Below are 13648 nucleotides of genomic sequence, written 5' to 3'. Positions count from 1 at the left end.
CACACCTTAGTTGGCGGCGGTTTCCGCTTCCTGGGTCGCCGCCGTCTCACCGGCGGGTTTCCCGGACTTCCGCTCGGCCACCTCGCGCCGGATCAGCAGGATCCAGCCGCCGATCGCGATGCCGATGAACAGCCACCATTGGACCCCGTAGGCCAGGTTGAGGCCGCCGCCGGAGCCGACGTCGGGGGCGGGCACCAGAGCGGGCGCGGCGGCGGCCTGCGGCTGCTGCCCGGTGAGCTCGACATAGCCGCCCACCAGCCGGTACGGCATGCGCTGCCCGATCTTGGCCGCGTCGATCAGCAGCACCTGGCCGTCCGGCAGCCCGGACCGCTCGCGGATGCCGGTGGAGTCTTCGGTCTCGCTCTGACGTAGCCGCCCGGTGACAGTTACCTGTCCGGTGGGCGGGGCGGGGACCTCGGGAGCCGCGTCGGCGCTGGCGGCGGCCGGGATCCAGCCGCGGTTGACGATCACGGCGCTGCCGTCGCCGGTGACGAGCGGGGTCAGGACGTAGAAGCCGTTGCGGCCCTCCTGCGGGCGGCGGCGGACGAGCAGGCCGTGGGAGGTGTCGTACGTGCCGGAGGCGACGACCGTGCGGTAACGGTCGCCCTCGCCGACCTGCCGGCCGGGAGCCGCGAGCCGGTCGAGCGGGACGGCGGGGGCCTCGATGTTGGCGGTCACCCTGTCCTTGTTGTCGGACCGCTCCTCGAAACGCCCGAACTGCCACCTGCCCAGGAACACGAAGGCGGGGATGACCAGCAGCACCACGACGTGGAGCGCCAGCCACCGGGGCGTCAGCAGGAACCGGTACACGCCTTCAAGGTTAGGCACCGGGGCGGGTGCTCCCTCACGCGGCTCGCCCGCTAGACGCTCCGCACCCCGGGGCCCGGCCCCGGGACCGGCGTGACCTCGCGCGGCCCGGCCACCTCGTGGCCCTCGGCGCAGCGGAAGTGCAGCTCGATGGGGGCGCCGCAGTCGCGGTGGGTGAGCAGCACCGGCGGGCCCTCCTCGTCGGCCAGGTATTTGTCACCCCAGTGCATGAGCGCGACGAGCAGCGGATAGAGGTCGCGGCCCTTGTCGGTCAGCCGGTATTCGTCGCGCTGGCGCTGGCCGGGCTCGCGGTAGGGCACCTTGCGCAGCAGGCCCTCGTCGACCAGCCGGGCCAGGCGCGCGCTGAGCACCTGGCGGGGTGCGCCGGTGACCGCCTGCATGTCGGCGAACCTGCGCACGCCGCTGAACGCCTCGCGCAGCACCAGGAAGGTCCACTTCTCCCCGACGATGTCCAGGGTGCGCTCGATCGAGCAGTTGTCCACCCGGAAGCCCAATCGGAACGGCACGTTCATCTCGGCATTATATCTGAGTTCAATTGACAGACTCAGCTTCGAGGAGCAGGCTGAGTCTATGCACGGAACCCAGATCCGCCCGGTCCGCCCGGACGACGAGGAACGGATCAGACGCTTCCTGACGGGGTTGTCGCTGCACACCCAGACGCTGCGCTTCTTCACCGGCGTGACCGTCCCGGCCGCCCACCTGGTGCGCACTCTGCTGACCCTGGACGAACGCCGCGACGCGCTCGTCGTCACCGCCGGGGACGAGATCGTCGGGCACGCCATGAGCTACCGGGGCGGCTGCGCCGACGTCGAGGTGGCCGTCGTCGTGGCCGATCGCTGGCAGGGGAACGGGCTCGGCCCGCGACTCGTCGACACCTTGCTGCTCAGGGCCGCCGTGCGGGGGGCGCGTACGGTCGGGATGGACGTGCTGGGCGAGAACCGGCGGGTGCTCAGGCTGGTCCGCAGGCTGTGGCCGGACGCCGAGATGAAGGTCGCGTCCGGTACGGTCGAGGTGACCGCTATGATCGATCTGGCCGGAGTATTTGCGGAACAACGTTCTGGTAGCACACCATTGACAGTGTGAAGAGTGTCAAGAACGGACGCGACGGCCGCACCCGCATCATCGAGGGCGCCCTCCGCCGCTTCAGCCAGGACGGTGTCTCGGCCACCACGCTGGCCAGTCTGCGCGAGGAGAGCGGTGTAAGCGTCGGCAGCTTCTACCACCACTTCGCCAGCAAAGAGCACGTCTACGGCGTCCTGTACGCCGAGATCCTCGACGCCTACCAGCAGGAGTTCCTCGCCGAGCTGGTCCGGCACGACGACGCCCGCGCCGGCATCGAGGCCGTCGTCGCCTTCCACATGCGCTGGGCCGGCGAGCACCCCGAGCGGGCCAGGATCCTGGTCAGCGAGCGCCCGCCGCGCAAGCACGAGCCAGGCGGCGCCGAGGTGGCCGAGGCCAGGCGCGCGTTCTTCCGCCAGGTCTCCGACTGGTGGAAGCCGCACATGAAGAACGGGCAGCTCCAGCCCGTCCACGCCACCATGTGCTACGTCCTGTGGCTCGGGCCGGCGCAGGAGATGTGCCGCCTGTGGTTCGCCGGGGCGCACACCCCGACCGAGGAAGAGATCAAGGGCCTGGGCGAGGCGGCCTGGCAGAGTCTCCGCCAGCGCGGGGAGCAATGATCTGAGTACCGTCTGTGGTGTTATTGTCCAAATGTGAGAAGACCTCGGGCGCTCGTGCTGCCCGACCTGCCGGAGAGCGCGCTCGCCCGTCTGGGCGAGGTCGCCGACGTGGCCGAGGCTCCTCCCCGGCCGAGCGTCGGCTTCACCGACGAGCAGCTCGCCGACCTGGTCATCGAGACCGGCGCGAACGTGCTCATCACCGACGGCGACCAGGTTCGCACCTCGGTGCTCGGACTCCACATCGACATCGTGGCCAGCCTCGGCGCCCCCACGGGGGTCGACCTGCGCCTGGCCGCCGAACGCGGGGTCACCGTCCTGCACGCCCCCGACCGCGACCCCGAGGCGGTGGCCGAGCTGACGCTCGCGCTGCTGTTCGCGGTCAGCAGGAACATCGTCACCGCCGACCGTGAGGTGCGCAGAGGCCGCGCCCATCGCGGCAGGGTGCCCCCCGCCCAGCGCCACCGCGGCAGACGGCTCACCGGACGCACGTTCGGCATCGTCGGCCTCGGCCGGGTGGGCCGGGCCATGCGGTGGCGCTGCCAGGGGCTGGGCATGCGGGTGGTCACCTGCGACCCGTACGTCCCCGAGGCCACGCACACCCTGCCCGCGCTGCTGGCGGAGGCCGACGTGGTGTCGCTGCACGTGCCGCTGACCGCGGACACGCGGGGCCTGTTCGGCTACAGCGAGTTCGGCGCGATGCGCCAGGGCGCGATCTACCTCAACACCTCGCGCGGCGCCCTGCACGACCTGACCGCCCTGGTGGACGCGCTGCGCCAGGGCCAGGTGGGCGGCGCCGGGCTCGACCACTTCGAGGGCGAATGGCTCGATCCGGCCCACCCGCTGACCAGGCTGCCGAACGTGGTGCTCACGCCCAGGCTCGGCGAGGCCACCGGGGAGAGCCTGGAGGAGCTGGCGGAGGCGCTGGTGGAGGACATCGCGCGGCTGCTGCGCGGCGAGCCGCCCGCGTACGCGTGCGCGCCGGTCAGGCCGGTTGCCGGATCCGCGTCCTGACCTGCCAGCGGGAGCGGTCGAGGGAGATGTCCAGCCGCAGGTCGCCGCGCTGCCTGCGCAGGCCGGGCACGCGCAGCCGGTCGTGCACGTCGAACCTGCCCCGCGAGGGGTAGCCGAACCCCAGCTCGCCGGGCAGCACCCGCAGGTCGTCGCGGTTGCCGCAGCGCGGGCAGGTCCACGAGACCAGGTCCAGGCCCCGGTTGTAGTCGGAGCAGGCGTTGAAGTACTCGTCAGGCCCGAATCGCGACTCGCAGGCCAAGCAGGGGATCAGCATGGGGGCGCGCTCCTCGGTACGGCGTCTTGCACCCCTAGAGATACCGCCACCCACTTGTCCATGGCTTGCAGAACGCTTGGGCGCGTAAGTAACAGTATGAGCACTGTCGGTGGCTGGTGAAAGGATGGTGTCCGTGGAACGACTGCGCCATCACCTCCTCGAAACCGGCTACACGATCGACGGCGTCCGCGACCGGCTCGGCGCCATGGCGGCCTCGGCCCTGGCGCGGGAGGAGCTCGTCCCGGCCCTGCGGGCGACCGCCGACGGCGACCCCTTGGGCACCCTGATCAGGCTCTGGTGGCTCGGCGTGCCGGTGCCGGCCAAATCCGTGCCGGCCGCCGTCCTGGAGTCGGGGCTGGTGTCGGCCGACGGCGACCTGATCAGGGCGACCGTGCACCTCCAGCCGTGGGAGACCGGCGGCTACGTGGTCTCCGACCGCAAGGTCCGGCCCGGCGACCCGGCGCTGCGGGCCGACCACGTCGTGGGAGCCGGGGGCGCCTCGGCCAACCTGGCCCAGCTCGTCAGCCGCCGGCCCGTCACGCGCGCGCTCGACCTCGGCACGGGCTGCGGCGTCCAGGTGCTCCACCTCGACGGGCGGGCCGAGCAGGTGGTGGCCACCGACCTCAACCCGCGCGCCGTGGAGCTGGCCCGGCTGAGCTGGGAGCTGTCCGGCGTGACGGGCGTCGACGCGCGGGTGGGGTCGATGTTCGAGCCGGTCGAGGGCGAGCTGTTCGACCTGGTCGTCAGCAACCCGCCGTTCGTCATCGCCCCCGGGGCCGAGCGCACGCTGACCTACCGCGAGTCCGGCGGCGAGGCCGACGACTTCTGCCGCGACCTGGTCCGGCGCACCCCGCGCCACCTCGCGCCCGACGGGCAGGCCCACTTCCTGGCCAACTGGCTGCACGTCGAGGGCGAGGACTGGCACGACCGGGTCGGCGGCTGGCTGCGCGAGACCGGCTGCGAGGCCTGGGTCGTCCAGCGTGACGTGCAGGATCCGGCCGAATACGTCGAGCTGTGGCTCAAGGACGCGGCCGAGCAGGGCACCAAGGGCTACACCGACCACTACGACCGGTGGCTGGCCTGGTTCGACGAACGCAAGGTCGAGGGCATCGGCTTCGGCTGGATCACCATGCGCAACTCGGGCACCCTCGACCCGGTCGTGCGCGTGGAGCACCTGCCCCACCAGGTGGCCCTGCCGGTCGGCGACTACGTCGACGACGTGCTCGACTCCATCGCCGCCGCCCACCGCGCCGCCGACCTCGACGCGGCGCTGCTGCGCACGGCCGACGGGGTGCTCGACGAACGCGTCGGCCTGCCTGGCGCCGAGGACCCGATCCGCATCGTGCTGCGCCAGACGCAGGGGCTGCGGCGCAGCAGGGAGGTCGGCACCGTCGAGGCCGCCCTGGCCGGCGTGTGCGACGGCGAGCTGGCGCTCGGCCCGCTGCTCAACGTGATCGCCGAGCTGGTCGGCGACGGCGAGATCCCCAACGCCGACGCGATCCGGCCGCTCATCGCCGAGGGTTATTTCCTGCTTTGATTCACCGTTGATCCGACGTTGACCGCGCCGGTGGAGGCTTCTGACCGAGACGCGGGCCTGGGGGGTTCGAAGGTCCGCGTCGAGTCCGGCCGGTCGTCTGTGTGAGGCGGCTAGCCGTCACGCGAAGCATCCGGATGACCGGGCCCCCTGGCGACGCGTGGCGGTCAGGATGACCGGCCGGGCTGCCATCGGCATTGACTAAGGACAGCCTTGATCAACCATGTGTGGATGACACGTCTGGACGACGAGCTGTACTCAGGACTCGACGACGGACCGTTCGACGGCGAAGCCGTCCAGCAGGAGCTTCAGGTCACCGGCCTCGGGGGCGCCGAGCCTGGTGAAGACGTCGTAGGCCTGCCTGAGGCAGTCGAGGCTCCGCGCGGTGCTGCCCAGTCCGCGTAGCGCCCGGCCGAGCACGGTGAGCGAGAGCGCCTCGCCGTAGGGGTGGCCGATCTCGCGCGAGACCATGAGCGCCTGCTCGGCGTGGCGTACGGCGTCGGGGTAGCGCCCGGCGGCGATGAACGTCTCGGCCAGCCGGGAGCACACGCGTTGCTCCCAGACCCGCTGCTTGCTGGAGCGGAAGAAGGCCAGGCACTCGGCGTGGTGGTGCACCGCCTCGGTGAGCCGGCCGACCCGGCTGAGGACGATGCCCAGGTGGTAGCGGGCGCGGGCGGTGCCGGCGCCGCTGCCGATCTCGGTGAAGATGGCCAGGCCCTTCTCCGCCGCGGCGATGGCGTCCTCGGCGTGACCGAGGCCCAGGTGGTCGCGGGCCGAGTAGCTGAGCACCAGGGCCTCGCCGGCGGGGACGCCGTTCTCGCGGTAGTAGCGGGAGGCGGCGTCGAACAGGGCGAGGGCCTCGGTGTGGCGGCGCTGCCGGCCGACGACGACGGCCAGCGCGTTGAGCACCTCGCCGGTGACGATCTTCTCGCCGCGGGTGTCGGAGAGCTCGTACACGCGGCGGAAGTGGGTCTCGGACTCCGAGAGCTGGTTGCCGGCGAACAGCACCCGGCCCAGCACGTACCGGGAGCGCAGCTCGCTGGCCTCGTCGCCCAGGTTCAGCGCGGCGGTGAGCACCGCGCGGGTGCCCTGGTCGAACTCGCGGGTGTGGGTGCCGGCCTCCAGCAGCGGTTCCATGGCCACCAGCATGTCGGCGGCGGGCAGGAGCTGCTCCCCGGCTGCCGGAGCAGGGGCGGTGGACGTGGTCGCGGCCTGGTTGATGGCCGCGAACAGCGAGTCGCCCTCGGAGATCAGCCAGGCCACGGCCTCGTCGACGGTGGTGAAGGTGAGCCCGCTGCCGACCACGGCCAGGTTGTCGGGGATCATGCTGCCCTCGTAGGCCAGCCGGTGGGCGGACCGGGACGAGGCCAGGTAGAAGCCGAGCAGCCGGCGCAGCGCCAGCGTCTTGTCCTCGGGACGCTCGGTCTTGTCCAGGACGCGCCTGGCGAACAGCCTGAGCAGGTCGTGGAAGCGGTAGCGGCCGGGCGCGGTGGCCTCCAGGAGGCTCATGTCGACCAGCGACTCCAGCAGCTCCTCGGTCTCGTACATGTTCATCGCCAGGACGGCCGCGGCGGCCCCGATCGAGATGTCGGGGCCCTTCGGCAGGGACAGCAGGCGGAAGGCGCGGGCCTGGGCCGGTTCGAGCTGGCCGTAGCCGAGCGCGAAGGTGGCCTCGACGGCCAGGTTGCCCACGCGCAGCTCGTCGAGGCGGCGCTGCTCGTCGGCCAGCCTGGGCGCCAGGGAGGCGACCGTCCAGGAGGGGCGGGCGGCCAGCCGGGCGGCCACGATCCGGACGGCCAGCGGCAGGAAACCGCAGGCGGCGACCACGTCCATGGCGGCGCCGTGCTCGGCGGCCACCCGCTCGGGCCCGGCCACGGAGGAGAACAGCGACAGCGCCTCGTCCGGCTCCATGACGTCGAGGTCGATCAGCCGGGCCGCGGGCAGGTCGGCCAGCTTGGCCCGGCTGGTGACGATCGTCGCGCAGCCCGGCGAGCCCGGCAGCAGCGGGCTGACCTGGTCGGCGTCGCGGGCGTTGTCCAGCAGCACGAGGATGCGCCGGTCGGACAGCAGCGAGCGGTAGAGCGCCGAACGTTCGGCCAGGCCGTCGGGGATGACGTCGGGCGGGATGCCGAGCGCGCGCAGGAAGCCGCCGAGCGCCGACTCCGGAGCGGTCACCTCGTCGCTGTGGCCGCGCAGGTCGGCGTAGAGCTGGCCGTCGGGGAACAGGTCGTCGGCCGCGTGCGCCACGTGGACGGCCAGCGTGGTCTTGCCGACGCCGCCGATGCCGCACAACGCCACCACCGGCACGCCCTCGGCCGACGACTGCGCGGACAGCAGGGTGTGGACGCGGACGGCCACCTCCTTGCGCCCGGTGAAGTCGCTGACCGCGGCCGGGAGCTGCGCCGGGCGGGGCAGTTCGAGCGCGGGCGGCTCCTCCTCGGCCGCGGGCTCGCCGGCGGCCTGCTCGGCCGGGGCGGCGGCCGGCGGCACGAGGGTGAGCGCCGGGTCGGCGGCCAGGATGCGCTGGTGGAGGGCGGTCAGCTCGCTGCCGGGCTCGATGCCCAGCTCGTCGATCAGCGCCTCGCGGGTCTCGGTGAACACGTTGAGGGCGTCGCCCTGCCGTCCGCACCGGTAGTAGGCCAGCATGAGCTGGGCGCGCAGCCGTTCGCGCAGGGGGTGCTCGGCGGTGAGCGCGATCAGCTCGGACACGACCGCGGCGTGCCCGCCCAGCTCCAGGTCGAGGTCCATGAGCGTCTCGATGACGCTGACGCGGCGTTCGGCCAGGCGGTCGCGCTGGTGCTCGGCGTACGGGCCGACGGCCCCGGCCAGCGGCTCGCCCTCGAACAGGGTCAGCGCGGCCCGCATGCCCTCGGCGGCGGCGGAGAGCCGGCCGGCCTTGCGGGCGCTCTCGGCCTCGGCGAGGCCGCGTTCGAAGCGGGTCAGGTCGAGCGCGTCGTCGGGCAGGCGGAGGGCGTAGCCCCGGCCGATGGAGGTCAGCAGCTCGGGACGGGAGCGGGCGGGCCTGTCGGGTTCCAGCACCGTGCGCAGGCGGGAGACGTAGGTGCGCAGCGCGCCCAGGGCGCGGGGCGGCGCGTCCTCTCCCCACACGGCGTCGATCATCTCGGCGGGAGTGACCGCGCGGCCTTCCCGCAGGAGCAGCATGCCGAGGATCGAACGTTGCAGCGGGGTGCCCAGGTCGAGTTCCTGCCCCTCGCGCCACGCGCGGACGGGACCGAGCACGGCGAACCGCAGCCCGCCCTCAACGCTCTGACCAGCCATGCCGTCTGTCTCCCGGGCAATGGAACGATTTGTGTCCAAATGATAGATCCAGTACCGCTTACCACCTAGAACTGGGCTGATCGCCGGAACGAACCGTTGATCCGCCTTTGATCAGGTGTTGACCGTGCCTCCGCATGCTGATGGCAGGCCGTACATGGCGCACCGACACGGGGGCGTGTCATGTAGAGCCGATGGGGACGCAGAAAAATACAGGCCCCGCCCGGAAAAGTATGGGCGGGGCCGTTGCCGATGTTCCTACGCTGCCTCTACCAGTCCGAGCCGCATGGCCAGCCGTTCTCGGACGAGCGGCCATTCGGAGTTCAGGATCGAGTAGAAGGCCGTATCTCGGACCGTGTTGTCGGCGCCTCGGCTATCCGCTCGCCGCACCCCGTCGAAGTGTGCGCCGAGGGCCTCGATGGCGGCCCGGGATCGGACGTTCCTGACATCTGCCTTGAGTGTGATGCGGTGGACGTTCCAGGTCTCGAAGGCGAGTGAGAGCATGAGGAACTTGCTCTCCCGGTTGACGCCGGTGCCCTGGGCGCAGGCGCCCAGCCAGGTGTAACCGATGTCCGCCACGGACGGGATGTCGCCCACCGCACCCCGTGTACCCGGAGGCCAGGGCATGGGGCCCTGCCAGTACTCCAGGTGCATGAGACGGGTGGCACCGACCACGCGGTCGGTGTTCAGCCACCGGATGGCGAAGGGCAGCGTGCGGCCCTCCGCCTGCTCAGCCATGGCGGCCTCCACATAGGAGACCATCTCGTCCCGGCCGTCCGGGACGCGAGTGAAGGCGTAAGTGGAGCGGTCTTCACTCGCCGCGGCGACGAGATCGTCGATCACCGCGTGGCTGAGAGGTTCCAGGCGCACGGAGCGCCCGGACAAGGTGACAAGAGCGGGCATGAGCACATGATGAGGCTCGCGCGGCGCGCGCGTAACCAGGCTCTCGAAGCCATCTTTCCCGGGTTTCTGGATGTGCGGTGTTTCCGCAGGTCAGAGGGCTGATTTGGTGGATGGTAAACCAGCTCTTGGGGAAAGATTCGCCTAACCGTGACATGGTGCCGGCACCAGCGCCGGGTGACGTTCACCCACGACGCCGTGACGGACCAGAGCGAGCTCCTTCAGACCCATGGACAGATGGTTCAGATTCGCTGCGATCCATGGCAGTTGAAGGGGATCTGTGCTGTTCAGCGCGGTCAGTCGTTCTTCGGGCGAGTCGCCGTAGAGCAGGCTCACCGCCACGCGTACCCGGGCGGCCGACGGGTCGTCGCCGAAGGCGTGTCCGGGCAGGACGCCGATGCCGTGCTCGTCCAGCAGGATCCGGGTGATCTCGGCGGAGCCGCCGAGCCTGAGGTGGCTCAGGTCGGGATAGAGGTAGAAGCCTCCCTGGGGTCGCGGCACCGAGGCGCCGATCTCCGTGAACCGCTCGTGGACGGCCCGCGCCACGAGGCCGTGCAACCTCCGGCTGCCGGCGACCCGGTCGGTCAGCTCACGCGGCTCGTCGAAGGCGTAGGACGCGGCCTCCTGGACGGGCGCGGCCGGCGCCGACCAGATCTCGCTGGCCACCGCCAGCAGCCGGGCACGCAGCCCGTGCGCGCCCTCGGGCAGCCGGGCCACGCCGATCCGCCACCCGCCGAGCGCCAGGCTCTTGCTCAGCCCGGTGGTGATGATCGTGCGCTCGGGCGCGAGGTCGGCCGGCGAGGTGTAGCCGGCCGACTCGTCGTGGACCAGGTCGCGGTAGATCTCGTCGGAGATCACGATCAGGTCCAGCTCGCGGGCCACGGCCGCCAGGCGGGCGACGGTCTCCGGCGTGGCCAGCCGGCCGGTCGGGTTGTCGGGCAGCGTGACCAGCAGGGAGCTGACCGTCCTGCCCGCCGACCGGGCCTTGCGGACCGCCGCGACGACCAGGTCGGGGTCGGGCACCCCGCCCTCTCCTGGCGGTGCGGGCACCAGGATGGGGCGGGAGCCCACCAGATCGGCCTGCGCGGCGTAGCTGACCCAGCTGGGCATGGGCAGGACGATGTCGCCGCCGATCGCCAGGAGCAGGCCGTACAGCAGCGACTTGCTGCCAGGTCCGCAGACGACCAGCTCGGGGTCGGTCAGGAGCCCCCGTCGTGTCCAGTAGCCCGCTGCCGCGGCCCGGAGCCCGGACGCGCCCGCGACCGGCCCGTAGCCGTTGCGCTCGGAAGCGGCGGCCAGCTTGTCGCGCAGCGCCGGGTGGACGGGCAGACCGGCCTCGCCGAAGGCCAGGTGCAGCACGCGTTCCCCAGCGCGCCGTCTTCGTTCGATGTCTTCGTTCGCCGCCAAGGTGGCGGACAAGGTCACGGTCATGTTTGTCACGTTCCCAGGGTGATTGTATGAAGGCATCAGTACAAGCGAGGCTTTTTGTGGGTAGGCGTAAGGAAGTCTGATGCTCGAATTCCGGCGTTTGGCGCTGATCTGTGAGTTCGCTCGCCGGGGCAGCATCGCGGCCGCCGCCGAGTCATTGGGCTACAGCCCCTCGGCCGTCTCCCAGCAGCTCGCGGCGCTGGAACGGGAGACCGGCACCGCGCTGATCGACAGAACCGCGCGCAGCGCGGAGCTGACCGACGCCGGACGCCGGCTCGTCCAGCACGCCGAACGCATCCTGTCAATGGTCGAGGAGGCCGAGTCCGACCTCTCCGCCCATGCGGGCACCCCCTCGGGGCGCGTCGTCGTCACCGCCTTCCCCACAGCGGCCGTGGCATTCGCGCCGGCGCTCGCGCGTTCGCTGCGCCGCCACACCGAGCTGACGCTCCGCCTGGGCCAGAGCAGGTCGGGGCGCGGCATGCGGGAGGTCCAGTCGGGCGAGGTGGACATCGCCCTCGTCGACGACTGGTACGGGTCGGTCCGCGAGAGCGAGAGCCTGCGGGTCTTCCCCCTGCTGCGCGACCCCATCGTGCTCGTCGTGCCGCGCAGGCACCGGCTGGCCGACCCCGGAGTGCCGCTCGACCTGCGCGAGCTGCGCGACGAGCCGTGGATGGCCACCCCCGACGGCGAGCCCTCGCGCCTGGCCGTGGACCGGCTGTTCGTGGACGTCGGCGGCACCCGGCCGACGCCCTGGGAGTTCGAGGGGCTCGGGACGATCCTGTCCCTCGTCGCCAAGGGCATCGGCATCGCCGCGGTGCCCGCGCTCGCGCTGGCCGCCGGGGTGCGCGGGCTGGCGGTCAGGGAGTTCCCCGGCAACCCGGTCGGCCGCGACGTGCACGCGGTCGCCCGCAGGTCCAGCGTGCACCGGCCGTCGGTGTCGGTGACGTTGCGGGCGATCCACGTGGCCGCCCGGTACATCGCCGGCGATCTGGAACCGGTGACCCCGGCCGAGCGGTAGCGTCTGCCCATGGCGCCGACGTACGAGATCGAGCAGCTCCTGCTGTCCATGCCGAGCACCCGCACGGTCGCGGGCGTCGACGAGGTGGGCAGGGGCGCGTGGGCGGGGCCGGTGACGGTCTGCGCCGTCGTGACCGATCTGTCCGAGCCGCCGCCCGGCCTGACCGACTCCAAGCAGGTCTCGGCCGCCAAGCGCGGCCCGCTCGCCGGCGAGCTGGCCGCATGGGCGGCCGGCATCGGGTTCGGCGAGGCGAGCCACGCCGAGATCGACGCGCTCGGCATGACCGAGGCGCTGCGCAGGGCCGCCCGCCGGGCGCTGGAAGCCCTGCCGGTGCGCCCCGACGCCGTGATCCTCGACGGCAAGCACGACTACATCGGCGCACCCTGGCCGGTCCGCCTGGAGATCAAGGGCGACGCGGCCAGCGTCTCGGTCGCGGCGGCCTCGGTCCTGGCCAAGGTGCGGCGGGACGCCTACATGGGCACGATCGGGCATGAGGAGTACGGCTTCGCGGAGAACGCCGGATACCCCTCGCCCGCGCACCAGGACGCCCTGGCCCGGCTCGGCCCCACACCGCATCACCGGCTCTCCTGGTCCTACCTGGACGACCTGCCGCAGTGGCGGCATCTGAAGCAGGTCAGGGATCCGCTCGTGGGTGAAGGGCAGGCCGCGCTGTTCGGCTGAGCCGTAGGATCGGGGGAGTGCGGATCGGGATCTTCGTCATCGCGGCCTGCTTTCCCGGCCAGGATCCAGGGCAGGTCCTGCGGAACTCGGTGGAGCTGATCGAGGCCGCCGAGGCGGCCGGGTTCCACGACGCCTGGATCGCCGAGCACCACTTCATGTCCTACGGCGTGTGCCCGTCGGCGGTCACGCTGGCCGCCGTGGCGGCGGGGCGTACCAGCCGGATCGGGCTCGGCACGGCGGTCAGCGTGCTGTCGTCCCAGCATCCCGTGGCGCTGGCCGAGCAGGCGGCCATGCTCCACCACCTGTCGGGCGGGCGGTTCACGCCCGGCGTCGGCAGGGGCGGCCCGTGGGTCGACCTGGAGGTGTTCGGCACCGGGCTCGACCGGTTCGAGCGGGGCTTCGCCGAGTCGCTCGACCTGCTGGTCGAGGCCCTGTCCGCGGGGTCGGTGGCGGCCGAGGGGGAGTTCTTCCGGTTCAGGCAGGTCGCCGTGGTGCCGCGGGCCCGGCTGCGGCCCGTGGTGGCGTGCACGTCGGGCTCGACGGTGGCGCTGGCGGCCGAGCGCGGGCTGCCGATGCTGCTCGGCATGCACATCGGCGACCACGACAAGGCCCTGCTGGTCGCCGAGCACGTCGCGCGGGGCGGGAGCCCCGTGGGGCACCTGGCGGCCGGGGTGGCGCACGTGGCCGACTCGACCGAGGCGGCCGTCCGGGAGCTGAAGGAGTCGATGCCCGCGTGGCTGGGCCCCGGGCTGGCCGGTTACCTGCCGGTGGACGGCCGGCCGCGCCCCTCGCGGGACGTCACCGCCTACGTCGACCTGCTGACGCGCATCCATCCGGTCGGCACGCCCGCCCACTGCGCCGAGGTGTTGCGGCGCACGGCCGAGAGCACCGGGATCGAGCACGTGATCCTGACCGTGGAGGGCATCGGAGACCACCGGCGGGCCCTGGAGGACGTGCGCCGCATCGGCGCCGAGGTCCTCCCCCTGTTGGCGGACTGACGGGCGAGCCGGGACGGCCCG

General features: G+C 72.2%; 13 protein-coding genes. 7 read left to right on the top strand and 6 right to left on the bottom strand.

Annotation, left to right across the window (positions count from 1 at the left end):
- Positions 1–6: 6 nt before the first annotated feature.
- On the bottom strand, positions 7–828 hold the full coding sequence (locus ACIBQ6_RS15470; RefSeq protein ID WP_397212508.1) for an SURF1 family protein: 822 nt from the start codon (positions 826–828) through the stop codon (positions 7–9).
- Between the two features lie 32 nt (positions 829–860).
- Positions 861–1340: a helix-turn-helix domain-containing protein gene (locus tag ACIBQ6_RS15465; protein WP_358291314.1), complete on the bottom strand. Its 480-nt coding sequence runs from the start codon at positions 1338–1340 to the stop codon at positions 861–863.
- A 58-nt stretch (positions 1341–1398) separates the two neighbouring features.
- Between ACIBQ6_RS15465 and ACIBQ6_RS15460 the strand changes: the two genes are divergently transcribed.
- The 3 genes from ACIBQ6_RS15460 to ACIBQ6_RS15450 are packed head-to-tail and all read left to right on the top strand — an operon-like array spanning position 1399 to position 3518.
- Positions 1399–1911: a GNAT family N-acetyltransferase gene (locus tag ACIBQ6_RS15460; RefSeq protein WP_358291316.1), complete on the top strand. Its 513-nt coding sequence runs from the start codon at positions 1399–1401 to the stop codon at positions 1909–1911.
- Complete coding sequence (locus ACIBQ6_RS15455) at positions 1908–2507, top strand: TetR/AcrR family transcriptional regulator (protein ID WP_352318387.1); 600 nt, start codon at positions 1908–1910, stop codon at positions 2505–2507. Before ACIBQ6_RS15460 ends, ACIBQ6_RS15455 begins: the two co-directional genes overlap by 4 nt.
- A gap of 33 nt (positions 2508–2540) precedes the next feature.
- Complete coding sequence (locus ACIBQ6_RS15450) at positions 2541–3518, top strand: NAD(P)-dependent oxidoreductase (protein ID WP_387671706.1); 978 nt, start codon at positions 2541–2543, stop codon at positions 3516–3518.
- Here ACIBQ6_RS15450 and ACIBQ6_RS15445 read toward each other — a convergent pair.
- Positions 3490–3792: a hypothetical protein gene (locus ACIBQ6_RS15445; RefSeq protein WP_352318383.1), complete on the bottom strand. Its 303-nt coding sequence runs from the start codon at positions 3790–3792 to the stop codon at positions 3490–3492. The two genes, ACIBQ6_RS15450 and ACIBQ6_RS15445, sit on opposite strands and share 29 nt — an antisense overlap.
- A gap of 124 nt (positions 3793–3916) precedes the next feature.
- Here ACIBQ6_RS15445 and ACIBQ6_RS15440 point away from each other — a divergent pair, with 124 nt between their 5' ends.
- Entirely contained in the window at positions 3917–5329 is a 1413-nt protein-coding gene (locus ACIBQ6_RS15440; protein WP_397212506.1) for a methyltransferase, read from the top strand.
- Positions 5330–5584: 255 nt separating this feature from the next.
- On the opposite strand, the gene ACIBQ6_RS15435 is transcribed toward ACIBQ6_RS15440, so the two are convergent.
- From ACIBQ6_RS15435 to ACIBQ6_RS15425, 3 genes are all read right to left on the bottom strand, one after another.
- The gene (locus tag ACIBQ6_RS15435; RefSeq protein WP_397212504.1) at positions 5585–8605 is read right to left on the bottom strand and encodes an AfsR/SARP family transcriptional regulator; all 3021 of its coding nucleotides are present in this window, start codon (positions 8603–8605) and stop codon (positions 5585–5587) included.
- A 255-nt stretch (positions 8606–8860) separates the two neighbouring features.
- Positions 8861–9505 carry a GNAT family protein gene (locus ACIBQ6_RS15430; RefSeq protein ID WP_352318377.1) on the bottom strand — a complete coding sequence of 215 codons (645 nt, stop codon included), beginning with the start codon at positions 9503–9505 and terminating at the stop codon, positions 8861–8863.
- Between the two features lie 141 nt (positions 9506–9646).
- A complete protein-coding gene (locus tag ACIBQ6_RS15425; protein ID WP_397212502.1) occupies positions 9647–10933 on the bottom strand; it encodes a pyridoxal phosphate-dependent aminotransferase in 1287 nt (428 codons plus the stop codon).
- A gap of 79 nt (positions 10934–11012) precedes the next feature.
- Between ACIBQ6_RS15425 and ACIBQ6_RS15420 the strand changes: the two genes are divergently transcribed.
- From ACIBQ6_RS15420 to ACIBQ6_RS15410, 3 genes are read left to right on the top strand one after another with little or no spacing between them, the layout of a single operon-like run.
- Positions 11013–11948 (top strand): LysR family transcriptional regulator, encoded by a 936-nt coding sequence (locus ACIBQ6_RS15420; RefSeq protein WP_352362154.1) that lies wholly within the window; start codon positions 11013–11015, stop codon positions 11946–11948.
- Positions 11949–11957: 9 nt separating this feature from the next.
- Positions 11958–12629: a ribonuclease HII gene (locus tag ACIBQ6_RS15415; protein WP_358291326.1), complete on the top strand. Its 672-nt coding sequence runs from the start codon at positions 11958–11960 to the stop codon at positions 12627–12629.
- Positions 12630–12646: 17 nt separating this feature from the next.
- Positions 12647–13627: an LLM class flavin-dependent oxidoreductase gene (locus tag ACIBQ6_RS15410; protein ID WP_397212499.1), complete on the top strand. Its 981-nt coding sequence runs from the start codon at positions 12647–12649 to the stop codon at positions 13625–13627.
- The last annotated feature ends 21 nt before the right edge of the window (positions 13628–13648 follow it).

Source organism: Nonomuraea sp. NPDC049655, assembly GCF_044465465.1.
Lineage (GTDB): Bacteria > Actinomycetota > Actinomycetes > Streptosporangiales > Streptosporangiaceae > Nonomuraea.
This window is presented reverse-complemented; position numbering and strand designations above follow the sequence as displayed.

What these genes read in the sequence shown, in the direction of transcription:
- ACIBQ6_RS15465 (WP_358291314.1), bottom strand. Translation starts at nt 1,340, where the DNA reads ATGAACGTGCCGTTCCGATTGGGCTTCCGGGTGGACAACTGCTCGATC.
- ACIBQ6_RS15460 (WP_358291316.1), top strand. Translation starts at nt 1,399, where the DNA reads ATGCACGGAACCCAGATCCGCCCGGTCCGCCCGGACGACGAGGAACGG.
- ACIBQ6_RS15445 (WP_352318383.1), bottom strand. Translation starts at nt 3,792, where the DNA reads ATGCTGATCCCCTGCTTGGCCTGCGAGTCGCGATTCGGGCCTGACGAG.
- ACIBQ6_RS15440 (WP_397212506.1), top strand. Translation starts at nt 3,917, where the DNA reads ATGGTGTCCGTGGAACGACTGCGCCATCACCTCCTCGAAACCGGCTAC.
- ACIBQ6_RS15435 (WP_397212504.1), bottom strand. Translation starts at nt 8,605, where the DNA reads ATGGCTGGTCAGAGCGTTGAGGGCGGGCTGCGGTTCGCCGTGCTCGGT.
- ACIBQ6_RS15430 (WP_352318377.1), bottom strand. Translation starts at nt 9,505, where the DNA reads ATGCCCGCTCTTGTCACCTTGTCCGGGCGCTCCGTGCGCCTGGAACCT.
- ACIBQ6_RS15425 (WP_397212502.1), bottom strand. Translation starts at nt 10,933, where the DNA reads ATGACCGTGACCTTGTCCGCCACCTTGGCGGCGAACGAAGACATCGAA.
- ACIBQ6_RS15420 (WP_352362154.1), top strand. Translation starts at nt 11,013, where the DNA reads ATGCTCGAATTCCGGCGTTTGGCGCTGATCTGTGAGTTCGCTCGCCGG.
- ACIBQ6_RS15415 (WP_358291326.1), top strand. Translation starts at nt 11,958, where the DNA reads ATGGCGCCGACGTACGAGATCGAGCAGCTCCTGCTGTCCATGCCGAGC.